This is a genomic window from Bacteroides sp. Marseille-P3684, from assembly GCF_900291465.1.
Taxonomy (GTDB): Bacteria; Bacteroidota; Bacteroidia; order Bacteroidales; family Bacteroidaceae; genus Phocaeicola_A.
Genome location: NZ_LT985808.1, coordinates 2,933,341 through 2,957,153 on the forward strand (window position 1 = coordinate 2,933,341; position 23,813 = coordinate 2,957,153).

General features: G+C 51.0%; 17 protein-coding genes and 1 tRNA gene. 13 read left to right on the top strand and 5 right to left on the bottom strand.

The window, feature by feature from the left end; translation table 11 throughout:
- The first annotated feature begins 89 nt into the window (after nt 1–89).
- The 5 genes from C8275_RS11595 to C8275_RS11615 are packed head-to-tail and all read left to right on the top strand — an operon-like array spanning nt 90 to nt 6,108.
- Entirely contained in the window at nt 90–857 is a 768-nt protein-coding gene (locus C8275_RS11595) for a ParA family protein (RefSeq protein WP_106485211.1), read from the top strand.
- 7 nt (nt 858–864) lie between these two features.
- Nucleotides 865–1,761: a ParB/RepB/Spo0J family partition protein gene (locus tag C8275_RS11600; protein ID WP_022383824.1), complete on the top strand. Its 897-nt coding sequence runs from the start codon at nt 865–867 to the stop codon at nt 1,759–1,761.
- 9 nt (nt 1,762–1,770) lie between these two features.
- Nucleotides 1,771–2,559, top strand: coding sequence for a DUF5683 domain-containing protein (locus tag C8275_RS11605; RefSeq protein WP_234395763.1), 789 nt, complete (start codon nt 1,771–1,773; stop codon nt 2,557–2,559).
- An 8-nt stretch (nt 2,560–2,567) separates the two neighbouring features.
- The gene (locus C8275_RS11610; protein WP_106485212.1) at nt 2,568–3,824 is read left to right on the top strand and encodes a lytic transglycosylase domain-containing protein; all 1,257 of its coding nucleotides are present in this window, start codon (nt 2,568–2,570) and stop codon (nt 3,822–3,824) included.
- A 25-nt stretch (nt 3,825–3,849) separates the two neighbouring features.
- On the top strand, nt 3,850–6,108 hold the full coding sequence (locus C8275_RS11615; protein WP_106485213.1) for a bifunctional (p)ppGpp synthetase/guanosine-3',5'-bis(diphosphate) 3'-pyrophosphohydrolase: 2,259 nt from the start codon (nt 3,850–3,852) through the stop codon (nt 6,106–6,108).
- 149 nt (nt 6,109–6,257) lie between these two features.
- Here C8275_RS11615 and C8275_RS11620 read toward each other — a convergent pair whose 3' ends face one another.
- Together C8275_RS11620 and C8275_RS11625 are read right to left on the bottom strand one after the other, a co-directional pair.
- The gene (locus C8275_RS11620; protein ID WP_022383828.1) at nt 6,258–6,611 is read right to left on the bottom strand and encodes a MerR family transcriptional regulator; all 354 of its coding nucleotides are present in this window, start codon (nt 6,609–6,611) and stop codon (nt 6,258–6,260) included.
- A gap of 33 nt (nt 6,612–6,644) precedes the next feature.
- A complete protein-coding gene (locus tag C8275_RS11625; RefSeq protein WP_106625825.1) occupies nt 6,645–7,610 on the bottom strand; it encodes a M23 family metallopeptidase in 966 nt (321 codons plus the stop codon).
- A gap of 137 nt (nt 7,611–7,747) precedes the next feature.
- On the opposite strand from C8275_RS11625, the gene alaS reads away from it, so the two are divergent.
- The 4 genes from alaS (at nt 7,748) to dnaA (ending at nt 15,017) form a co-directional block, all read left to right on the top strand.
- The gene (alaS, locus tag C8275_RS11630) at nt 7,748–10,366 is read left to right on the top strand and encodes an alanine--tRNA ligase (protein WP_106485214.1); all 2,619 of its coding nucleotides are present in this window, start codon (nt 7,748–7,750) and stop codon (nt 10,364–10,366) included.
- Between the two features lie 782 nt (nt 10,367–11,148).
- Entirely contained in the window at nt 11,149–12,357 is a 1,209-nt protein-coding gene (locus C8275_RS11635; RefSeq protein ID WP_369861195.1) for an N-acetylmuramoyl-L-alanine amidase, read from the top strand.
- 12 nt (nt 12,358–12,369) lie between these two features.
- On the top strand, nt 12,370–13,263 hold the full coding sequence (locus C8275_RS11640; RefSeq protein WP_022383948.1) for an MlaD family protein: 894 nt from the start codon (nt 12,370–12,372) through the stop codon (nt 13,261–13,263).
- A gap of 356 nt (nt 13,264–13,619) precedes the next feature.
- Nucleotides 13,620–15,017 (top strand): chromosomal replication initiator protein DnaA, encoded by a 1,398-nt coding sequence (dnaA, locus tag C8275_RS11645; RefSeq protein WP_106485216.1) that lies wholly within the window; start codon nt 13,620–13,622, stop codon nt 15,015–15,017.
- A 173-nt stretch (nt 15,018–15,190) separates the two neighbouring features.
- On the opposite strand, the gene C8275_RS11650 is transcribed toward dnaA, so the two are convergent.
- Complete coding sequence (locus C8275_RS11650) at nt 15,191–15,931, bottom strand: NADPH-dependent oxidoreductase (protein WP_022383950.1); 741 nt, start codon at nt 15,929–15,931, stop codon at nt 15,191–15,193.
- Nucleotides 15,932–16,295: 364 nt separating this feature from the next.
- Here C8275_RS11650 and C8275_RS11655 point away from each other — a divergent pair, with 364 nt between their 5' ends.
- Both C8275_RS11655 and folB read left to right on the top strand, forming a co-directional pair.
- A complete protein-coding gene (locus C8275_RS11655; protein WP_106485217.1) occupies nt 16,296–18,836 on the top strand; it encodes an adenosylcobalamin-dependent ribonucleoside-diphosphate reductase in 2,541 nt (846 codons plus the stop codon).
- A gap of 106 nt (nt 18,837–18,942) precedes the next feature.
- On the top strand, nt 18,943–19,311 hold the full coding sequence (folB, locus tag C8275_RS11660) for a dihydroneopterin aldolase (RefSeq protein WP_106625826.1): 369 nt from the start codon (nt 18,943–18,945) through the stop codon (nt 19,309–19,311).
- 39 nt (nt 19,312–19,350) lie between these two features.
- Here folB and C8275_RS11665 read toward each other — a convergent pair.
- Nucleotides 19,351–19,423, bottom strand: a tRNA-Thr gene (locus C8275_RS11665).
- A 67-nt stretch (nt 19,424–19,490) separates the two neighbouring features.
- Complete coding sequence (locus C8275_RS11670; protein ID WP_106485218.1) at nt 19,491–20,105, bottom strand: hypothetical protein; 615 nt, start codon at nt 20,103–20,105, stop codon at nt 19,491–19,493.
- A 122-nt stretch (nt 20,106–20,227) separates the two neighbouring features.
- Between C8275_RS11670 and C8275_RS11675 the strand changes: the two genes are divergently transcribed.
- Nucleotides 20,228–21,118 (top strand): DNA/RNA non-specific endonuclease, encoded by an 891-nt coding sequence (locus C8275_RS11675; protein ID WP_106485219.1) that lies wholly within the window; start codon nt 20,228–20,230, stop codon nt 21,116–21,118.
- Nucleotides 21,119–22,254: 1,136 nt separating this feature from the next.
- Complete coding sequence (locus C8275_RS11685) at nt 22,255–23,787, top strand: hypothetical protein (RefSeq protein WP_106485222.1); 1,533 nt, start codon at nt 22,255–22,257, stop codon at nt 23,785–23,787.
- The last annotated feature ends 26 nt before the right edge of the window (nt 23,788–23,813 follow it).

Sequence of the window (23,813 nt, forward strand, 5' to 3'; positions counted from 1 at the left end):
TCTGTCAAAAAATAGACATCTTTACATAGAATTGTCTATATTTGCAACTTCAAGGAGTGTAAGCTTCTTGAACTAGTAAAATGATACAAATGGGAAAGATTATTGCTTTAGCCAACCAGAAAGGTGGCGTTGGTAAGACTACAACTACGATTAATCTGGCTGCATCATTGGCCACACTTGAGAAAAGCGTGCTGGTGATTGACGCCGACCCCCAGGCAAATGCCTCATCGGGACTGGGGGTGGATTTAAAGGAAGTTGACTGTTCTATCTACGAATGCCTGGTGAACCAACAGGATATTCGTGAAGCCATTTACACGACTGACATCGAAGGGTTGGACATCGTACCTTCACATATCGACCTCGTAGGTGCCGAGATTGAGATGATTCAGCTGGACGACCGTGAGAAAGTAATGAAAAAGCTGTTGGCTCCGATGAAAGAGATGTATGACTATATCCTCATCGACTGCTCACCGTCACTGGGACTTATCACCATCAATGCCCTGACGGCAGCTGACTCGGTAATCATTCCGGTACAGTGTGAGTATTTTGCACTTGAAGGAATCAGCAAGTTGCTCAACACCATCAAAATCATCAAGTCGAAACTGAACCCTGCACTGGACATCGAAGGGTTCCTGCTCACGATGTACGACTCGCGCCTGCGTTCAGCGAACCAAGTGTATGAAGAGGTGAAGAACCACTTCCAGGAACTGGTATTCAAGACCGTCATCCAACGCAACGTCACGTTGAGCGAAGCGCCCAGCCATGGCATCCCGGTCATTCTTTATGATGCCGACTCGAAAGGCTCGAAGAACTACCTGGCATTGGCACAAGAAATAATCAAACGAAACAGTAAGTAGAAGATTCATGGCAGTACATAAGAAATTTGCTTTAGGACGCGGACTGGATGCACTCATCTCTACGGAGGAAGTGCGTACCAGCGGCTCTTCTTCCATCAACGAAGTGGAGCTGTCGAAGATTTCAGTAAATCCCAACCAACCCCGACGGGACTTTGACCCCGAAGCTCTGCAGGAACTGGCAGACTCCATTGCTGAAATCGGCATCATACAGCCTATCACCTTGCGTAAAATCAGCGACGATTCCTACCAGATCATTGCCGGTGAACGACGCTTCCGGGCTTCCCAAATGGCAGGTCTGACGACCATCCCCGCCTACATACGCACTGCCGATGACGAAAATGTGATGGAGATGGCACTCATCGAGAACATCCAGCGCGAAGACCTGAACTCTCTGGAGATTGCCCTCGCCTACCAGCATTTGCTGGAACAGTACGAAATGACGCAGGAGCGCTTGAGCCAGCGAGTGGGAAAGAAACGCACGACCATCTCGAACTATCTCCGTCTGCTGAAACTCCCGGCACCGATTCAGGTCGCCCTGCAAAAGAAAGAGATTGACATGGGACATGCCCGTGCGCTCCTGACACTGGAAGACCCCAAGACTCAAATCAAGATTTTCGAAGAAATCCTCAAGCACCACTACTCCGTCCGCAAAGTCGAAGAAATGGTCAAAGCACTCAGCGAAGGGGAGAGCATCAAGAGCGGTGAAAAGAAAATCACCCCCCGTGGCGCCAAACTTTCGGAAGAATATGATGCCCTGCGCTCCCACCTGTCCGACTTCTTCCATACCAAGGTACAGATGTCGTGCAGCCAATCGGGAAAAGGTAAAATCAGCATTCCTTTCAACAATGAGGAGGAACTGGAACGCATCATGGAGATATTCGATAAACTCAAACCGCAAGAATAATCATCAGCCTTGAAACGTATGATTCATACCTATCGTCAATGGATAACCCTGTTGCTGACTCTGTTGCTGGTATGCGGCGGACGTACGGCTGCCTGTGCACAGGTGGCTGTCGCTGATTCGCTCGTGACAGACTCCCTGGTCAACGACAGCCTGACGATGCTGCAAGACCGGCAACTGGAAATCCTGGAAGCTCCCATAGACACTGCCAGGCTTTATGCCGGAAGCGATTCCATCCATCAGACCACTACTCCCGAACCGGTAAAGAAGCGGTGGATGCCCGACCCCAAACGGGCTACCTGGCTGGCTCTGCTCATCCCGGGAGGAGGACAGATTTATAATCGCAAGTATTGGAAACTACCGATTGTCTATGGCGGATTTGTGGGATGTGCCTACGCCCTGACATGGAACAACCAGATGTATTCAGACTATTCACAGGCCTATCTAGACCTGATGGATGATGACCCGAACACCGACAGCTACAAGGACTTTCTTCCACCCAACTACAAGATTGAAGGCAATGAATCGCAATTCGAGAATATCTTCAAACGGAAGAAGGATTACTACCGCCGCTACCGCGACCTGAGCATTTTCTGTTTCATTGCCGTCTACGCCCTATCGGTGATTGACGCCTACGTGGACGCCGAGCTGTCGAACTTTGACATTTCGAAAGACATCAGCCTGAAAGTGGAACCGACTATCATAAACAACAATAACAACCTTTTCAGTAAGAACTACAGCCGACAGTTGAGCATCGACAAGAACTCTTCAGTGGGCCTGCAATGCCGATTAAGATTTTAACTTGCTATATGAAAAAGATATTTATCCTTGTCCTGTTTATCACATCACTGAACCTGCATGCACAGCAAAGCATCGCCGTCACCTCGCCATCCGGCAATGTGGAAGAAATCGACATTCCGGAAAACATGACGCTGTCGATCGACAGCCTGCTGTCCAATTGGCATGCAAAGAATTACCTGTCAATCTCTCCCGAAGACTGCAACTACGAAGATGTGAACCCGACCTATCCGGATTCCATCTATATCGACCGCCTGTCCCGCATACCGACCATCATGGAAATGCCCTACAACGACATTGTGCGCAAGTTCATCGACATGTACAGCGGACGCCTGCGCAAATCGGTGTCTTACATGCTGGGAGCCTCCAATTTCTATATGCCTATCTTCGAACAGGCACTCGACTTGTACAACCTCCCCTATGAGCTGAAATACCTGCCCATCATCGAGTCGGCACTCAACCCGACCGCCGTATCCAGGCAGGGAGCGACCGGACTCTGGCAATTCATGCTGGGTACGGGAAAGATTTACGGACTTGAGACCAACAGCCTCATCGACGAACGCCGCGACCCCATCAAGGCTACGTATGCTGCCGCACGTTACCTGAACGACCTTTACGAGGCTTTCCAAGACTGGAACCTGGTCATTGCTGCCTACAACTGCGGTCCGGGTACTGTCAACAAAGCCATTCACCGTGCCAATGGCGCCCGGGACTACTGGAGCATCTACAACTACCTGCCGAAAGAGACACGGGGGTATGTGCCTGCCTTCATCGCAGCCAACTACATCATGAACTATTACTGTGACCATAACATCTGCCCGATGGACACGCAACTGCCCTTGGCGACAGATACCATACACATCAACCGCGAGCTGCATTTCCAACAGATTTCCGACTTGTGCAACATCGACCTGGAATCGCTGCATGCACTGAATCCGCAATACAAGACTGAGATTATACCGGGCAACAGCGGCGACTGCATCCTGCGACTTCCGCATGCAGCCCTGACAGCCTTCATCGACGCAAAAGACTCTGTCTACACCCACCGGGCAGACGAGCTGTTCACCAAACGCAGACAAGTAGCCGTCCAACAACCGGCAGCACGGGCAGCCGCCAGTACGGCAGGTGCCAAATATTACAAGATACGACGCGGCGATACCCTCTCGGAGATTGCCGAGAAGTTCGGGACAAGCGTCCGTCGCCTGAGAAGCTTGAACGGCATCCGTGGTAACCGCATCACGGCCGGCAAGTCCATCAGAGTCCGTTAAACCTTAAATTCACATTTTGACGATTATGGAAGACCATGTACAAACCAAAGAGATGCAAGAAGAAGAACTGATTAATGCTGCTTTTCAGGATCTTCTGAACTGCTATCTTGCGACCAAGCACCGCAAGAAAGTCGAGATCATCACCAAAGCGTTCAACTTTGCCAAACAGGCACACAAAGGAGTCAAACGACGCTCGGGCGAGCCTTACATCCTGCATCCCATCGCCGTAGCGAAAATCGTTTGTACTGAAATCGGACTGGGCTCTACCTCCATCTGTTCGGCTCTTCTCCACGACGTGGTGGAGGACACGGACTACACCGTGGAGGACATTGCCAACCTGTTCGGTCCCAAAATCGCACAGATTGTGGACGGACTGACCAAAATCTCCGGAGGTATCTTCGGAGACCGCGCCTCGGCACAGGCAGAGAACTTCAAGAAGCTCCTCCTCACCATGTCAGACGACATCCGCGTCATCCTCATCAAGATTGCCGACCGTCTGCACAACATGCGTACCTTGGGGTCCATGCTGCCCAACAAGCAGTACAAGATTGCCGGCGAAACGCTCTACATCTATGCACCGCTTGCCAACCGCCTCGGACTGAACAAAATCAAGACCGAGCTGGAAGACCTGAGCTTCAAGTACGAACACCCGGAAGAGTACAACCAGATCAACGACAAACTGGCCGAGACACAAGCCAGCCGAGATGAAGTGTTCAAGGAGTTTACCGACCCCATTCGCGCACAACTCGACAAGATGGGATTGGAATATGAAATCAAGGCACGCATCAAGTCCCCCTACTCGATCTGGAACAAGATGCAGACCAAGCACATCACCTTCGAGGAAATCTACGACATCCTGGCCGTCCGCATCATATTCAAGCCCAAGTCGATGGCGGAAGAACTCAATGAATGCTTCAACATCTACGTCGCCCTCTCGAAGATATACAAGCCACACCCTGACCGCCTGCGCGACTGGGTGAACCACCCGAAGGCCAACGGTTACCAGGCACTGCACGTCACACTGATGAGCAACCGCGGACAATGGATCGAGGTGCAAATCCGCAGCCAACGCATGGACGACGTTGCCGAACAGGGCTTTGCCGCACACTGGAAATACAAAGAAGGGGGAGGCAGCGAAGACGAAGGCGAACTGGAGAAGTGGCTGCACACCATCAAGGAAATCCTCGATGACCCCCAACCCGACTCCATGGACTTGCTCGACACCATCAAGCTGAACCTCTTTGCCTCTGAAATCTTCGTCTTTACGCCGAAAGGGGAAATCAAGACGATGCCTGCCAACTGTACGGCACTGGACTTCGCCTTCTCCATCCATACCTTCCTGGGCAGCCATTGTATCGGTGCCAAAGTGAACCATAAACTGGTTCCGCTGAGCCACCGGCTGCAGAGTGGCGACCAGGTGGAAATCCTGACTTCGAAAGCACAGCGTATCCAACCCTCGTGGGTGAACTTCGTATCAACAGCCAAGGCTAAGGCCAAGATTCTTGCCATCCTGAAACGGGAACAGCGTCAGGCACAGAAGCTGGGCGAAGATGTTCTTGCCGAATTCTTCAAGAAGGAGGAAATTGAGCCGACCAGCATCAATGTAGACAAGCTGTTGGCCCTTCACCAGATGACCCGTGAGAACTTCCTCGCCGCACTGGGACAGAAGACGCTCGTCCTGAATGAAGAAGACCGGAACATCCTGAAGGACAAAGGCAACAACAACAATTGGAAGAAGTATACCAAGTACATCTTCCCCTTCAACCGCAGCAAAACGAAAGAAACGCCCCAACTTCCCCCTGCCAATGAACCGGCACCTGCCACCGGCATTGACAAGAAGAAGCCTGTCATCCTGACCGAAGCAGGCGTAGGCAAGGACTTCATCCTCGCCAAATGCTGCAAGCCCATACCGGGTGATGATGTCTTGGGATTCTTGAATGAGAATGACCAGATTGTCATCCACAAACGCCAGTGCCCCATTGCTGCCAAGCTCAAGAGCAGCCAGGGAAACCGCATCCTCGCCGCCGAATGGCACACACGCCGGACCATGGCATTTGCCGCAACCATTCAGGTAAAGGGTATCGACGACCTGGGTCTCATCAACGAAATCACCCAAATCATTTCACGGCAGCTCAACGTGAACATCCACAAACTGTGCATCGAGAGCAACGAGGGTATCTTTGAAGGGCAAATCGAGCTTTACGTCTTCGATGTGGAAGATGTGAAGACCCTCTGCAACTCCCTGCGTCAGGTGAAGAACATCCAATCGGTCACCCGCGTCTGACGACAGACACGACCGGTGCATACCCATTAACCAAAGAGGCACAAAGACACAGGGAAACGACGTGGACAGTAGGACTGTCGTTCCGGGCTGTGTCTTTGTGCCTCTTCGGTTGAGAGAGTCCGAAGGCTCTCCGTATTCCGGATGCCGTATCAGTAGATGGTCTGGTCCAGCTCCTGCTTCAGGGTCATCAGCTCCTCCCGGATGGCTTTCAGACGGTTGATCACCTCCATGGTCTGCACGGTAGCGGTCCGGTTGGTCTTCAACATCTGACGTGCCCCCTGCAAGGTCATGCCTTTCTCCTTCACCAGATGGTAAATCAAACGTACCTGCTCGATGTTCTCTTCCGTGTATTGCCGGATTTGCCTTCCGCTTTTCCGGGGCGTAATGAGTGTCGGGAACTCTTTCTCCCAATAGCGCAACAACGTCTCTGACACTTTGAACATGGCAGCGACCTCCCCGATGGAGTAATACAGCTTCAAATTCTTGTTTTCCTTATATGCCATAACAATACGTTTCTACTTTCCTGTAAATATACATCAATCATACACCTTGCCATGGTTGGCGGCCATCTGGATCATCTTGTCGTAATCCTCCGCACTCAAATCCATGAAGTAGTAATTCACCGGATTGACCTTCTCCCCCTTGACCACCACTTCGTAGTGCAAGTGCGGTCCCGTGCTCTTGCCCGACGATCCCACTCCACCGATGACCTCGCCGCGGACCACCTTCTGTCCCACCTTCACCTTGATGGATTGCAGGTGGGCATAACGAGTGCGATAGCCAAAGCCATGATTGATTTCAATGGTGTTGCCGTATGCAGTTTCCCACCCGGCAGAGACCACCGTCCCGTTACCGGTAGCATAGACGTCGGTTCCCGGATTGGCGCTGAAGTCCATGCCTGAGTGAAACTTCGTCGTCTTGTAAATGGGGTCGATACGTATCCCGTAACCGGACGCCGTCTGCTTGAGGTCCTTGTTCGAGATGGGCTGGATGGCGGGAATGCAGAGCAACATCTCATCGTGATTCTTACACAGCGACACGACCTCGTCAAAGGACTCCGACTGGATGTAAAGCTGACGGCGGAGCATATCCAGCTTCCGGGTCGTATTCACCACCAGATCGGCATTCGCCAGGTCCATGAACTCCTCGTAACGCCCGTCCCGGTAACCCGCCATACGGACACCGTCGGCGATGGGGTCTGCCTGCAGGACCACCCGATAGAGGTTATCGTCCCGCTGCTGGATGTCCTTCAAGACCGTCAGTGCATCATCCAGCTGCTTGGACAGCACATTGTACTGCGCTTCCATCCGCGCATTCTCCACACGGAGTTCCTTCTCGGAAGGAGAGCCCAGGAAAAGAAACAAGGCCAGGAAGCATCCGGCTCCCAGGCCCATACCGACAAAAAGCTGACGAGCAATGCTGAGAATACGTTGTCTGACAGTGGGATAAATCCTATCGTAAGTGCGGGTTCGAGGGTTATAGATATAATAGACTTTGCGCATGCCTTTCTTCAAACAACGTGAACAAAAAGGTCCACCTTAATGAATATTTCACATAAATAGTTGAGGCAAAAATAACAAAAGACCTTATCTTTGCAAACTGTTTTTGAGAATATTAACTACAAACGACTTTTAGATATATGCTGACTGCAAAAGAAATCAGAGAATCTTTTAAACGTTTCTTCGAGTCAAAAGGCCACGTCATCGTACCTTCGGCTCCCATGGTGATCAAAGATGACCCGACCTTGATGTTTACCAATGCCGGAATGAACCAATTCAAAGACATAATCCTTGGCAACCACCCCGCCAAGAACAAACGTGTGGCTGACTCCCAGAAGTGTCTGCGCGTGAGCGGCAAGCACAACGACCTGGAAGAAGTGGGACACGACACATACCACCATACGATGTTCGAGATGCTGGGCAACTGGTCGTTCGGAGATTATTTCAAGAAGGAGGCCATCAGCTGGGCATGGGAATACCTGGTTGACGTACTGAAAATCGACCCTGCCAACCTCTATGCCACGGTCTTCGAAGGAAGCCCCGAGGAAGGACTGGAACGGGACAATGAAGCTGCCGGCTACTGGGAACAGTTCCTCCCGAAAGACCACATCCTCAACGGCAACAAGCACGACAACTTCTGGGAAATGGGCGACACGGGTCCCTGTGGTCCCTGCTCGGAAATCCATATTGACCTCCGTCCGGCTGAAGAACGCGCCAAAGTTCCCGGACGTGACCTGGTGAACCACGACCATCCGCAGGTCATCGAAATCTGGAACCTCGTCTTCATGCAGTACAACCGCAAGGCTGACGGAAGCCTCGAACCCCTCCCTGCCCGCGTCATCGATACCGGCATGGGCTTCGAACGCCTCTGCATGGCCCTGCAGGGGAAAACATCCAACTATGACACGGACGTGTTCCAACCCATCATCCGTGTGATTGCTTCCATGGCAGGCACGGTCTATGGCAAAGACCCGCAGACGGACGTTGCCATGCGCGTGATTGCCGACCACATCCGTACCATCGCCTTCTCCATCACCGACGGCCAGCTCCCATCAAATGCCAAAGCAGGGTATGTCATCCGACGCATCCTGCGCCGTGCCGTCCGCTACGGATATACCTTCCTGGGACAGAAACAGGCCTTCATGTACCGCCTGCTGCCCATCCTGATTGAGACCATGGGCGATGCCTATCCCGAACTCCAGGCACAGCAGACACTCATCGAAAAAGTCATCAAGGAAGAGGAAGAAGCCTTCCTCCGCACCTTGGAGACCGGTATCCGTCTGCTGGACAAGACCATGGAAGATGCCAAGGCTTCCGGTAAAAAGGAAATCAGTGGTGTGGACGCTTTCACGCTCTACGACACCTTCGGCTTCCCGCTCGACCTGACCGAACTCATCCTGCGCGAAAACGGTCTGACAGTCAACACGGAAGAGTTCGACGTGGAGATGCAGAAACAGAAACAACGTGCCCGCAATGCTGCTGCCGTAGAGACCGGAGACTGGGTAGTACTCAAGGAGGGCGAAACGGAATTCGTCGGGTATGATTATACGGAATACGAAACTTCCATCCTGCGTTACCGTCAGGTGAAACAGAAAAACCAGACACTCTACCAGATTGTGCTCGACAAGACTCCGTTCTATGCCGAAAGCGGAGGTCAGGTGGGCGACACCGGCGTGCTGGTCAATGAATTCGAAACGATTGAAATCATTGACACGAAGAAGGAGAACAATCTTCCCATCCACCTCGCCAAGCGACTGCCCGAACACCTGGATGCCCCGATGATGGCGTGCGTGGATACGGACAAGCGTGCCGCCTGCGCTGCCAACCACTCATGCACCCACTTGCTCGACGAGGCACTCCGTCAGGTTCTGGGAACCCACGTGGAACAAAAGGGTTCACTCGTGACCCCCGACGGGCTGCGCTTCGACTTCTCACACTTCCAGAAAGTAACTCCTGAGCAGCTGCGTGAGGTAGAACACCTGGTAAATGCAAAAATCCGCGAGAACATCCCCTTGACCGAATACCGCAACCTGCCCATCGAGAAAGCCAAAGAACTCGGTGCCATTGCCCTCTTCGGTGAGAAATACGGCGATGAAGTCCGTGTGGTACAGTTTGGTTCATCCATCGAGTTCTGTGGTGGAACGCATGTGTCTGCCACTGGAAAAATCGGTATGGTTAAGATTCTTTCCGAGAGTTCAGTTGCTGCCGGCGTCCGCCGTATCGAAGCAATCACCGGAGCGAAAGTGGAAGAAATGATGGACACCATCGAGGACACGCTGAACGAGTTGCGTCAGCTCTTCAACAACGCTCCCGACCTGAAAGTTGCCATCCGCAAATACATCGAGGAGAATGCCGGGCTGAAGAAACAGATGGAAGCGTTCATGAAAGAGAAAGAGGCACTGGTAAAAAGCAAGCTGATTGGCAATGCCAAGGATGTACACGGCGTGAAGGTCATCAAAGCCGTCCTCCCCATGCCTGCCGATTCTGTCAAGAACATCGCCTTCCAGCTGAAGGGTGAGTTCCCGACGAACCTCTTCGTTGCCATCGGAAGCACCGACAACGGCAAGCCCATGCTGACGGTAGCTGTGAGCGAAGACCTCGTAGCAACCGGAATCAATGCCGGCAAACTGGTGCGCGAAGCTGCCAAACTGATTCAAGGTGGCGGTGGCGGACAGGCTCACTTCGCAACGGCAGGTGGTAAGAATGTCGACGGACTGAGTGCTGCCGTGGACAAACTGATTGAACTGGCAGGATTCTAAGAAATAATCCCTCTCCCACTGAAAAAGGCTTGTATGCCGGGGCACGACACCCGCATACAAGCCTTTTTTATATCGTCATGCAATCTTCCCATTTTGACAAAATGTCAAATGAACCGCCTGAGAAGGCCCGTCCTCGCACCAAAATACAGTTTGGTGGATTCCGAGGCCCTTCTCGGACGATTCGCAAAATACACATGGATACCGATTCAAGCGGAATACAATCCTTGATGAAGGGATTAAGGCTGGATTTACTGTCCGAATAACACTCGGCACCTAGCTATTTCACGATTAATGAAAGCTTCCGATTTGTTGACATCACTCACCTTCTGGAGAGTGAAACTCGGTGTTTTTGCGTTTCATTTTCCAAAGATTTGACTTTCGCGAATGAAACAATATTGTTTGGGAGGTGAAACAATATTGTTTGACTTGCCAAACACAAGTGTTTGACGCCTGAAACAATAGTGTTTGAGCGTTAAAATGTAAAGATTCCGAAAACGAAGTGTATAGTTTTCTAAAATTGAAGACTTTTTACTGCCTTCTCATTCACTTTATTTTGCAGTTACGCGCTAGTTTGTCGGAATTTCATCAAATACGAGTTAGCAGGAAAAGGCAATTCAGCCGATTCTGTCAACCATAAACGAGAAACAGGTTGCATTTTGAATACCGATACCCGACTCCTGTACCTGACGGTAAATCCCCATTCGGTTAAAATCAATGAAAACTATCTCCTTTTATCGGTTTTTCAAATCGAAAGCACTACATTTGCACAACGTATGGACACTATGCATAAACGGATACGGAACATATGGAAGCGAATCTGCTGTTGGACGGGGCTGTGCCTTCTCCTGGCTTCTCCGCTGACTGCCAAAGACTTTACGGTAGTGCTCGATGCAGGGCACGGCGGACATGATGCCGGAGCTGTCGGGCGGATTTCCAAAGAAAAGAACATCAACCTGAAGGTGGCACTTGCCGTGGGGCGTCTGCTGGAACAGAACTGTCGCGACGTAGAAGTCGTCTACACACGCAAGACCGATAAATTCATTCCGCTGCACGGACGTGCCGACATTGCCAACCGTGCCCAGGCAGACCTCTTCGTCTCCATCCACACCAACTCATTGCCCAAAGGGAAAATCGCACGGGGAACGGAAACCTACACCCTGGGACTGCACCGGACAAAGGAAAACCTTGCCGTTGCCCAAAAAGAGAACTCTGTCATCCTCATTGAAAGCGATTACAAACAACGCTATGCGGGCTTCAACCCCAATTCCGCAGAGAGCTACATCATGTTTGAGTTCATACAGGACAAGAACATGAAGCAGAGTGTCCGGCTGGCACAATCCATCCAACGTCAGTTCCGCACTACGGCGCGACGCAACGACCGGGGAGTGCGTCAGGCGGGATTTCTGGTCCTGCATGCTACCTCCATGCCCAGCGTCCTGGTCGAGTTGGGATACATTTCTACACCGGACGAAGAACGCTACCTGAATTCCGCACAGGGAGTGTCGGACCTGAGCCGCAGCATCTACAATGCCATCCTTGACTACAAACGTCGCCAACCCGGCACATCGGGCGTCGGTGAACCGGCTGACCTGCCGGCTGAGGACAGCAACAACCTCCCGACAGAGGATGTCAGCGAAGAATCCGAATCCCGGGCAGAACCAGAAAAGACTCCGGAACCGACGGCTCCTGTTCCGTCTCAATCTCAGACTACCGCGGATGCACCTGTATTCAAGATTCAGATTCTCACCTCCTCCACCCGGCTGAAAACGAATGACCGCAGACTGAAAGGACTTGCTCCGGTCGAATATTATGTGGAAGGCGGACTGTACAAATACACCTATGGTGCCTCTACCGACTACAACGAGGTCTACCGTACGCGAAAACAAATCCTGGCAAAATTCAAGGATGCCTTCATCATAGCCTTCCGGGGCAATGAAAAGATGAACGTACAACAAGCTATCAAGGAATTCAAACAAAACAAACATAAGTAAGACAGAACGACTATGAAATATGTAACAAAGGAAGTCAAAATCGCATGTGCCGGCATCGCTGCCGTGGCTGTACTCTTTTTCGGCATCAAATTCTTGAGAGGCATCAACATGTTCAAGGCCACCAACTACTACTATGTGGCTTATGACAACATCGGCGGTCTGACAGTGTCAAGCCCGGTCTATGCTGACGGATATAATATAGGTATCGTCCGCAACATCGACTATGACCATGAACGCCCGGGACACGTCACGGTCGAAATCGACGTGGAGGAAGGATTGCGCATCCCGAAGGGAAGTCAGGCGGAACTGGTGACTGAAATGCTCGGTACGGTGAAAATGAACCTGCTCCTTGCCAACAACCCGCGCGAACGGGTCGAAGTGGGCGACACCATCCCCGGACATGGAAACAACGGACTCATGGGCGAAGCACAGAAAATGATTCCGGTCATCCAGCAGATGCTGCCCAAGATGGACTCCATCCTGGTTTCGCTCAACAAACTGTTGGCTGACCCCGCCTTGGCTGCAACCCTGCACAACACCGAGCAGATCACAGCCAACCTGAACACCACTACCCGTCAGATCAATCACCTCATGCAGAACGATATTCCCCAGCTGACAGGCAAGCTGAACCACATCAGCGACAATTTCGTTAGCATCAGCGACAACCTTGCACAGACGGACTACAATGCCATGTTGCAACGCATCGATGCCACCCTTGCCGACATCACCCGGATGACCGACAAGCTCAATGACAAGGACAACAACCTGGGTCTCCTGCTCAACGACAGCACCCTCTACAACAACCTGACCCGGACGACCGGTAATGCTGCCGATTTGCTGGAAGACCTGAAGGCACACCCCAAACGTTACGTCCATTTCTCCCTCTTCGGACGGAAGGACAAATAAGACGCCAAATAGCCTTTATCTAGAATCTGTCTAAATTATTATTTAGAAAGAAGGAAGGCGAAGCGGGTGAGATAATCCTTTCGATATCAAAAGGAAAACATCCTCTTCGCCTTCCTTATTCAAGGACTTTAAAGAGGAGTACAAAAACTAAAAGACTCTCACATACAGAGGCTTTCAAATACGCAAGTCTGAAGCCTTCATCCCCTTCCGAAAGCCCTAAAAGAACAACCTAATAATGAGATTCTTACCATTACTTTCTAAATTCCAAGAAAAAGGAGATTTGTTTTTTCTGATTTATATTGCCTATTTTGCAGCGTAGAAGTTTTGACAAGTTAATAAATGTTTGATTAAGCCCTATGATGGAAAACAATCATGTAGAGCTATGGAATCGCTGTCTGCAAGTGATTAGAGACAACGTGCCTGAGCCTGCATTCAACACGTGGTTCAAACCTATCATACCTCTGAAGTATGAGAACAAGACACTGACCGTGGAAGTCCCCAGCCAGTTCTTCTATGAGTTCATAGAAGAGAAGTACCTGGGACTGCTGCGCTCTGTTCTCTATAAGGAAATAGGAGAAGGCACCCGGTTGATGTACAGCGTCTTGACAGACAAGACCAACCACATCACCACCAAAATACCTTCGACCAACCAGCCGACTGTCCCGCAACCCCAGGCTGTGACGGGAGCCAATCGTACCCCGTTTACTCCCCAACAGACAGCTCCGGCACTCGATCCGCGCCTGAACCCCAAATACCGCTTCGACAACTTTATCGAAGGGGAAAGCAACAAGTTGCCCCGTACGGTAGCTGAAGAAGTAGCTCTCCGCCCCGCCAAGACGGCGTTTAACCCCTTGTTCATTTATGGTGCATCCGGTGTGGGAAAGACTCACTTGGTGAATGCCATCGGTGCGCGCATCAAGGAGCTCTATCCGCAAAAGCGTGTATTGTATGTATCCGCCAACCTGTTCCAAGTGCAGTTTGTGGACGCAACGTTGCGCAACAAGGTGACGGACTTCATCAATTTCTATCAGACCATCGATGTCCTCATCATCGATGACATTCAGGAGTTCGCCGCCATGACGAAGACCCAGAACACCTTCTTCCACATCTTCAATCACCTGCATCAGAACGGCAAACAGTTGATTCTGACGTCCGACCGTCCGCCTGTGGCACTGCAAGGCATGGAAGACCGCCTGCTCACCCGCTTCAAATGGGGACTACTCGCCGAACTGGAGAAACCCAACACTGAATTGCGCAAGAATATCCTGAAGGACAAGATTCACCGCGACGGACTGGAATTCCCCGAACCCGTCATCAATTTCATCGCTGAGAATGTCAATGAGAGTGTGCGCGACCTGGAAGGAGTGGTCAATTCATTGATGGCCTATTCGGCAGTCTACAACAAGGACATCGATATCAATCTCGCCGAAAGCGTGGTGAAGAAGATTGCCAAAGTCGAGAAGAAAGAAATTACCATCGATACCATCATCTCCAAAGTGTGCGAACACTACGACATCGAGAAAGAGAGTCTCCACTCCCGTTCCCGCAAACATAATGTAGCGATAGCCCGTCAGGTAGCCATGTATCTGGCCAAGAAATACACCGACACGTCGTGTGTACGGATTGGAAAGCTCATTGCCAAGCGCAACCACTCGACGGTGCTCCATTCCTGCAAGATGGTGCAGAACCAACTGGAAATCGATAAGAACTTCCGGAGCGAAATGGAAGAAATCGAAAACATGATCCGCTGCTAGGAAGACGGCAGATATCCGGAAGACAACAGCCAGCAGACAAATACAACCCATCCGACATACAACAAAGACACGAAATCACAGAGAGAAACCAATGATTGCCTGTCAAGGCTCTGCCTCTGTGACTTCGTGTCTTTGCTTTTCCGGCTCTTGAGGAAAACAACTTCCTGAACCGTTTACTTCAGGAATCCCTGACGCTTCATGGCTGCCAGGTAGGTTTCCGACATGGCTTCGTTGTCCTTCTTCGTGTAACGGATATCCGTAAATATCTGAGCCAGGGTTTCCGTATGGTTGATTTCAACGAAATGTCTGTTCTCCGGCAAAGCCTCCTTATAGGCATACAGACGGTCGATATCTGCGGATGTATAGTCATGATAGGTCTCCTCATGCACAAAAGCTCCGGCAGGCAGACGGTCGGGCTGTTCGGGATGTTCGGCAGGATAACCTACGGTGACGGTCGTGACAGGCATCACCAGCTTGGGAAGCTTCAAGGTGTCAATCAACACGTCGGGCTGATAGATGGTCGTTCCCAGATAGCAGATGCCCAAGCCCTGCTCTTCGGCAAGCGTACAAAACGTCTGTGCATAAAGCAAGGTATCGATGGAAGCATTCAGAAAGGACAGGAAATTATCATAACCCGGTACCGCCTTCCGGTTCTCACACCACACGCTTGTACGGTGGAAATCGGCACAAAAGGTCAACACTACGGGCGCATCAGTCACCATCGGCTGGTTGAAATGTGCAGGAGCCAGCTTCTCCTTCATGGCGCGGTCGCGCGTAACGACCACACTGTAGAGTTGCAAGTTTCCCATGGTCGAAGCTCGTCCGGCTGTCTCCAGCAACTCATCGAGCAATGCCGGTTCAATGGGTTTATCGGCATATTTGCGAATAGTCCGTCTTTGTTTTACGTGTTCCATAAAGTAATATTGTTTTTACGGAACAAATTTAAGGAATAATATGAAAGAGAGCTGTCAAGCGGACTTCTTTTTTTCAACAACTGACAATAACTTTTCAACAACTTCATTACCTATCTCCAATCAAAGTTTTTCCTTTTGGCAAACTTTTCATAGAAGCGAAATTCATAACATACTAATAATCAACAGTCATTTATTCAGTTTTGGAAAACTTCATAAATAGGCATAAAATCTTTATTGAAAATTTTGCCAATAGAGAAAACATGTATAGCTTTGCCGACACATTCGTTAGCCCTGTCTCAACTTCTACAACCGAGACCTGACACTAAATTCAGAAATCAAGGACTAATACATAATACCTACCATTGTGGAAAAGCAAACTTATACGTACGACGAAGCGTTTAATGCCTCTCTGGATTATTTCAAGGGAGACGAGTTGGCTGCACGCGTTTGGGTCAACAAATACGCAGTGAAAGATTCGTTTGGTAACATCTACGAAAAGTCACCAGCCGACATGCATTGGCGTATCGCCAACGAAGTGGCACGCATCGAAGCCAAGTATCCGAACCCGATGAGCGCACAGGAGCTCTTCGACCTGATGGACCATTTCAAGTACATTGTTCCTCAGGGAAGCCCCATGACCGGTATCGGCAACGATTACCAGATTGCCTCGCTGTCCAACTGCTTTGTCATCGGCATGGATGGTTCTGCCGACTCGTATGGCGCCATCATCCGCATCGATGAAGAACAGGTGCAGCTGATGAAACGTCGTGGCGGTGTCGGACACGATCTCTCACACATCCGTCCGAAAGGTTCACCCGTGAAAAACTCGGCACTGACCTCCACGGGTCTGGTTCCGTTCATGGAACGCTACTCCAACTCAACCCGTGAGGTCGCACAGGACGGACGCCGCGGTGCCCTCATGCTGAGTGTCTCCATCAAACACCCCGACTCGGAAGCTTTCATCGATGCCAAAATGACGGAAGGCAAGGTGACAGGCGCCAACGTCTCGGTAAAGCTCGACGACGAATTCATGCAGGCAGCCATTGACGGTACGCCCTACGTACAGCAGTTCCCCATAGATTCCAAGAACCCGAAGGTCAAAAAGGAAATCGATGCGTCGGCGCTGTGGAAAAAAATCGTACACAATGCCTGGAAATCGGCAGAACCCGGTGTACTCTTCTGGGACACCATCATCCGCGAATCAGTGCCCGACTGCTATGCCGACCTCGGCTACCGCACCGTGTCAACCAATCCCTGCGGTGAGATTCCATTGTGCCCGTACGACTCCTGCCGTCTGCTTGCCATCAATCTTTATTCCTATGTCATCAATCCGTTTACTCCGGAGGCCTATTTCGACTTTGAGACATTCGAAAAACATGTCGGCTATGCCCAACGCATCATGGACGACATCATCGACCTGGAACTGGAGAAGATTGATGCCATCATGGAGAAGATCAAATCAGACCCTGAAAGTGAAGAGGTAAAAGGTTCGGAAGAGCACCTGTGGGAGAAAATCTACAAGAAGACCGGACAGGGACGACGCACCGGCGTAGGTATCACCGCCGAAGGTGACATGCTTGCAGCCATGGGGTTGCGATATGGCACTGAAGAAGCTACGGCTTTCTCTGAAAAGGTACACAAGACCATCGCCCTGATGGCATACCGCTCATCAGTCAACATGGCAAAGGAACGTGGTGCCTTCACCATCTATGACAGCGAGCGTGAGAAGAACAATCCGTTCATCAACCGCCTGAAGGATGCTGACCCCGAACTGTATGAGGACATGGTAAAATACGGACGCCGTAACATCGCCTGCCTCACCATTGCCCCCACGGGAACTACCAGTCTGATGACACAGACTACCTCAGGCATCGAACCCGTATTCATGCCGGTCTACAAACGTCGTCGGAAGGTAAATCCCAACGACCCCGAAGTACACATCGACTATGTAGACGAAACGGGTGATGCATTTGAAGAATACATTGTCTACCACCATCACTTCCTCACCTGGATGAAGGCGAACGGTTACGACACGGACAAGAAATATACTCAGGAAGAGATTGACGCACTGGTTGCCCAGTCACCCTACTACAAAGCGACTTCAAACGATGTAGACTGGCTGATGAAAGTGAAGATGCAGGGACGCATCCAGAAGTGGGTGGACCACTCCATCAGTGTGACCATCAACCTCCCCAACAATGTGGATGAAGACCTCGTCAACCGTCTCTACGTAGAGGCTTGGCGTTCGGGTTGCAAGGGTTGTACGGTCTATCGGGACGGTTCGCGTTCAGGAGTGCTTATCTCTGCCAAGAACGACAAGAAGAAAGAGGAACCGGCACCCTTCAAACGTCCTGAAATCGTCGAGGTGCGTCCGAAAGTATTGGAATGCGACGTGGTGCGTTTCCAAAACAACAAGGACAAATGGGTGGCTTTCGTCGGTCTGCTCGACGGGCATCCGTATGAAATCTTCACCGGATTGCAGGATGACGATGAAGGTATCGTACTCCCGAAGTCGGTGACTCACGGACGCATCATCAAGAACATCGATGAAAACGGCAACAAACGCTACGACTTCCAGTTCGAGAACCGCCGTGGCTACAAGATGACCGTGGAAGGTCTGTCTGAGCGTTTCAACAAGGAGTACTGGAACTATGCCAAGTTGATTTCCGGCGTGTTGCGCTGGCGGATGCCGATTGAAAAGGTCATCAAGCTGGTAGAATCGCTCCAACTCGACAGCGAGAACATCAATACGTGGAAGAATGGTGTGGCACGTGCCTTGAAGAAGTACGTCATTGACGGCACGGAAGCCAAAGGCATGAAATGTCCGAACTGCGGCCAAGAGACTCTGGTCTATCAGGAAGGATGCCTCATCTGCAAGACCTGTGGTTCGTCACGCTGTGGATAACCCACCAACCGACAACAAAGAAAATACAGAATCATAACCCATCATACGTCCGCGCCCCGCAAAAAGCGCGGACGTATCTGTTTTTCCCTTTTTACATCCCATGAACATGTACATCCTACTCAAAGACGTCCGTTTCTATGCCCGCCACGGTGTAGACCCGCAGGAAACTGCCGTAGGTGCTGTCTTTACCGTCAGCCTGAAAATCAAAACGGACTTTACCCAAGCCCTGAAAACCGACGAACTGGCAGGAACACTCAACTATGCTGAAGTGTTCAACCGTGTCAAGGAAGAGATGGCACACCCCTCCCTCCTCCTCGAACATGTAGGCGGACGCATTCTCAACCGTCTGTTTACTGATTTCCCCAACATCGAACAGATTGAGCTTGAACTGCTCAAACAGAATCCTCCCATGGGAGCCGATTGTACCGGGGCAGGCATCCTGCTCACCGTCGGAAGAGAGGAATGGAATAAATAGTAAAAAAGGATGCATCCGGTGTGGATGCATCCTCTTGTGAGCCGAAACCGGGACTCGAACCCGGGACCTATTCATTACGAATGAATTGCTCTACCAACTGAGCCATTTCGGCTTTTCCCTTAAAGGCGGTGCAAAGATAATGCTTCTTTGATAAACTGAAAAGAAAAGTCGATATTTTTTTACTTCCTCTCCTCATTTTTCTTACGGACGCGCTTTGGTGGATAATGCCCCTCGACGTATTTCGCGACTCGGGAAAGCTTGTCCATGTCGTCGGCATACCGACTCCACAACTGCCGGTACACAGAGGGAATGGCCAGGTCATCAGCCGGATGGTCCTTCACAAAGGGGTCGAGGGCAGCATAGACATGGAGCAAAGCGACGATTTCTTTTGCCGGACGCTTCACTTGCCGCGCCAATGCCATCACTTCCGGTACCTTCTCGTTCATGGTTGAAATGATGAGCTGAAAATAAAGGTTCAGGACCAATGTCCCGATGCAGAAATCCTTCAGCAATGCCGCAGCCTCCCGATGCGCCAACTTGGGCTGACCAAAATAGATGCTCCAGACAGCCGGATTGTCATCCCCGAAAACATCCTCCCCGGCATCAAAGGGGAGCACAGGATACCACTGCTGGAATTGCATCATCCTCCGGCAAAAGGCGTCAGGTGTACGCCCCAGCAACTGCGCCCGGTCAACCAACGTTTCATCGGTGACAGACTTCATCCCAACGGGTTTACTCAGATACAGGTCCAGGACCAATAGCGACTCTTCCTTGCTCCACTGTTCCATATTCATAGACTTTCAATTCTTTTTTGTGAAGCAAATATAGCCTTTTTGCCCGGAATCAGGCGTTTCTTGGTGACACATTTTAGAAAGAAGCTTATCTTTGCGCCCTGAAACAAGCAACTTCACTCGCAATGAAACGAAAGAAAACCAAAACAACGAAAACATGGCTGGCTGTGATTGTGGCGTTGGGCGTATCCTACCTCTTTGGTTTCTATAAACAAGGAGGGAAAGCTGCCCTTCCCGAGATACCGGTTCTGCAACAGGCTGCCCCTCAACCTGCTGCTTCACCGACGACTTCCCGTTCGTCGGATGGAGAAAGGGGAATGGCTCTGCCTGCTCCTTTGGATAGCCGCGACGAACACATCCTGCATCATAAGGGATTTGTCGTATCCTATAACGCTGAATGGAAGATTCCGAACTGGGTGGCATGGGAACTCACAGCCAGTGAGACCCAACCTAAGATGGAACGGGAAGATTCCTTCTGCGAGGACCCCGACTTCAAAGGTCCGCAAGCCACTTTGGACGATTACCGCCGCTCCGGTTACAGTCGCGGACACATGGTGCCGGCAGCCGACATGCGTTGGGACGAACAAGCCATGGCAGAGTGTTTCTATCTGACGAACATGTGTCCGCAACAGTCCGCCTTCAATGCCGGCAACTGGGGACAGCTGGAACGTCAATGTCGCGAATGGGCACAGCGCGACAGTGCCATCTGGATTGTGTGCGGACCGATAGTCGGGAAAAGCCCGAAACGTATCGGACAGGGCAAGGTCGTCGTACCCAGCGCCTTCTTCAAAGTCATCCTTGCACCCTACGCCAAGACACCCAGAGCCATCGGCTTCATCTATCCTCACCGGAACAAGAAGGGAGCCAAGATGCGTGAGTTCATGATGAGTGTGGACGAAGTGGAACGTCGTACTGGTATAGACTTTTTTGCATCCTTACCGGATGATGTCGAGCGTAAGGTGGAGGCGCAAAACCCGGCAGGACGCTGGCGGTTCATGGACGACCGGAAGAGATAGACAGAGGGAAAAGAAAGATTTTTTTATCCAATCCTTGTACGATTACAATATTATTTCTACATTTGTACAACGAAAAAGATGAGCCGCATTGGTAGAACTGGGAAACTCATCAATTACACTGAAATACCGAGATACGCTTCAATCTCCAATGGCGGGCCACGCCTTCGGGTAGCTTTAAGCCGGTGGATTACAAAGGGGATGAGCTCTCAAATCTTATTACTCGGAGTTTCATCGCATCACCAGTGCGGCTTTTTCATATAGCAAGAGAGGATGTTTCGCAGGAAATGTCCTCTCTTTGTTTTTTATCCCCTCTCCATAACGGTTCCAACCATTCCCATCCGACATCTATATCCCCAAACAACGTGTGTATCGGCATTTGACAAAATGTCAAACGAAGGGCGCCACAGTGCCTTTCCTCGCACCGAAATGCAGGTTGGTGGATTCCGAGGCCCTTCTCAGACGATTCGCAAAATACACTTTGTCATCGGTTCGCGTCGGATGACATACGTATGAGAATCGGAAGGACTGGGAACCTTTCTCACGGACATCTTGCGCCCGAATCCTCATCCATTTTATTACCCTCTGATTTTTTGACGCAGCACTCCTTCCAGAGAGTGAAACTCGAAGTTTTTCAGTTTCATTCTCCAAAGATTTGACTTCCGGGCACGAAACAATCGTGTTTGGAGGGGGAAACTATATTGTTTGACGCGGCAAACTATATTGTTTGGCTCGCGAAACAATATTCTTCCGGGCACGTTTTGTCTGTTTTCTGGAAATGGAATGTATAGTTTTCTAAAACAGGAGACCTTTTCGAAGGTTTTCGTTCACGTTTCTTTGCACTTCATCGCCAACTTTAACCGGAATTTGAAAAGTGTGCGTTAGCGGAAAACAGCAATTTGGGAAATAAGGGAAGCAGAGGATGGGATATGCTTTCAGAGTGTCAGCGGTCACCATACACCATGAATCTGTCAAACCAACTACCCATTTCATTCAATAACTGATTTACACCGCATCTCTGAAGGATTCATGTCCGGCGGAACGGCAGGAGAACCTCTACATTTACGCACGAATTTCAGCAGTGAAATGAAAGACTAATTACCAAACTACCTGAATGTTTAACTTTAAATGAAACCTGTATGAACAAGCTATTCATGCGAGCCTCCCTATGGGCTCTGTTTTCTTTGGCTTTAAGTACTTCAGGCTGTAGTGATGACTCGGGGTTCCCCGATGTGGACGGACAGAATCCGGTCCTGACACTGACGAGCGAACACATCGAGTCGGGGGCAGGACATGCCTTCACCATCACCGGAGAACTGGAAGACAAAGATGGCATTGCTTCAGTCAATCTCTCCTGCCCGGACCTCTATCTGGACAAGACCATCGACCTCATTGATATCTATGGCGAACCTAAACCAACCTATCAATTGAATTATTCGTTCAACCTGAAGAAGGATGAAATCGGCGAGCGCTTTGTCGTCAAGGTGACCGTGACGGACGTCGGCGGACGAAGTGTCTCCAGAGATGTGCTCGTCACCATGGACGGTGACTTCTCGGCTCCTGCCTTCACCGCATCGCCTGATAAAGAGGTGACGGTGCTCATCAAGCAGCAGACGTCCTTCAAACTCAGCTTCACGGCGACCGACGACCGTCAGCTGGACTATGTCCTCATCAACATCCCCGGCGTGGAAGGATATGCCGACAAGAAAGTGGATGCCGGCGGACAGTCCAGCCTGACCCACACCGAGCGGTTTACCCTGCCCAATATCGCCAAGAGCTACAACATCACCCTGAAGGCAGTCGACAAGAAAGGCAACGAGACCGTCGCCACGAGTGTGCTCAAAGTCTCGGAGATGCCAGACTTCCCGAAGATGTATCTTGCCGACGTCGCCACGGTGGAAGAGCTGAACAGCGACGTGTTCGGCGTGCCGATGGTCATCAGCCATACGGGAGCCTACCAGTACCGTGCACGCTACTACAACGAGACTGCCGGAACCAAGATTTTCTTCCTGCCGCAAAAGACCGACTTCGCACCCATCTGCTTCGGTCTTGACCCGGACAACAAGAGCAAGCTGACCGACGACCCGGAAACAGCTCTCCCCATCGTCCTCGACAAGGCGGGCGTGTACTATGAAATCGACCTCAACGTCAAGGAGGGCACCTTCAAGACACGCACCTACTCCGTCGCCGAAGCTACCGACCCCATCAAGTACAAGAAGTACGGTGCAGGTTCTGCCAACTTTGACCGTTGGGAGAGCGGAAGCGAGATGATTGACTTCTACCTCGGCTGGGGCGGTTCGCCGTCAGACGCAGGCAACCACAAGTTCGTGCAGGACGCCAGGAACCCTCACCTGTTCTACTACCCGGCACCGGGCGACACCTGGACACTGGAAGCCGGACAGAAGATGAACTTCATCATCACCAACTACCACCCCGACGGCTGGTGGGACCATGTGGAATGGCGTGTGGACAACTCGGAAGACATCGAGAAGTTCGGCTATTTCTCCAAAAAGAACGATGTGAACCCCGACTGGGAAGGCACCAACCGCAAGTGGGCAGACGGCACGGCTGTCGGCGACAACTGGGCGAAACCGACCGTGAAGACGGGAGGCAACTACCGGTTCGTGTTCGACGCCCACCTGGGACGCGGAAAGATTGTTCCGGCAAAATGAGTAAAGAGACAATAGCTCCAACCAAT

Bases quoted from the DNA above. Each gene is read 5' to 3' on its own strand.
- C8275_RS11620 (WP_022383828.1), bottom strand. From the start codon at position 6,611: ATGGCATATAAGGAAAACAAGAATTTGAAGCTGTATTACTCCATCGGG.
- C8275_RS11595 (WP_106485211.1), top strand. From the start codon at position 90: ATGGGAAAGATTATTGCTTTAGCCAACCAGAAAGGTGGCGTTGGTAAG.
- C8275_RS11650 (WP_022383950.1), bottom strand. From the start codon at position 15,931: ATGGAACACGTAAAACAAAGACGGACTATTCGCAAATATGCCGATAAA.
- C8275_RS11635 (WP_369861195.1), top strand. From the start codon at position 11,149: ATGCATAAACGGATACGGAACATATGGAAGCGAATCTGCTGTTGGACG.
- C8275_RS11610 (WP_106485212.1), top strand. From the start codon at position 2,568: ATGAAAAAGATATTTATCCTTGTCCTGTTTATCACATCACTGAACCTG.
- C8275_RS11600 (WP_022383824.1), top strand. From the start codon at position 865: ATGGCAGTACATAAGAAATTTGCTTTAGGACGCGGACTGGATGCACTC.
- C8275_RS11615 (WP_106485213.1), top strand. From the start codon at position 3,850: ATGGAAGACCATGTACAAACCAAAGAGATGCAAGAAGAAGAACTGATT.
- C8275_RS11670 (WP_106485218.1), bottom strand. From the start codon at position 20,105: ATGAATATGGAACAGTGGAGCAAGGAAGAGTCGCTATTGGTCCTGGAC.
- C8275_RS11625 (WP_106625825.1), bottom strand. From the start codon at position 7,610: ATGCGCAAAGTCTATTATATCTATAACCCTCGAACCCGCACTTACGAT.
- alaS (WP_106485214.1), top strand. From the start codon at position 7,748: ATGCTGACTGCAAAAGAAATCAGAGAATCTTTTAAACGTTTCTTCGAG.
- C8275_RS11675 (WP_106485219.1), top strand. From the start codon at position 20,228: ATGAAACGAAAGAAAACCAAAACAACGAAAACATGGCTGGCTGTGATT.
- folB (WP_106625826.1), top strand. From the start codon at position 18,943: ATGTACATCCTACTCAAAGACGTCCGTTTCTATGCCCGCCACGGTGTA.
- C8275_RS11640 (WP_022383948.1), top strand. From the start codon at position 12,370: ATGAAATATGTAACAAAGGAAGTCAAAATCGCATGTGCCGGCATCGCT.
- C8275_RS11685 (WP_106485222.1), top strand. From the start codon at position 22,255: ATGAACAAGCTATTCATGCGAGCCTCCCTATGGGCTCTGTTTTCTTTG.
- dnaA (WP_106485216.1), top strand. From the start codon at position 13,620: ATGATGGAAAACAATCATGTAGAGCTATGGAATCGCTGTCTGCAAGTG.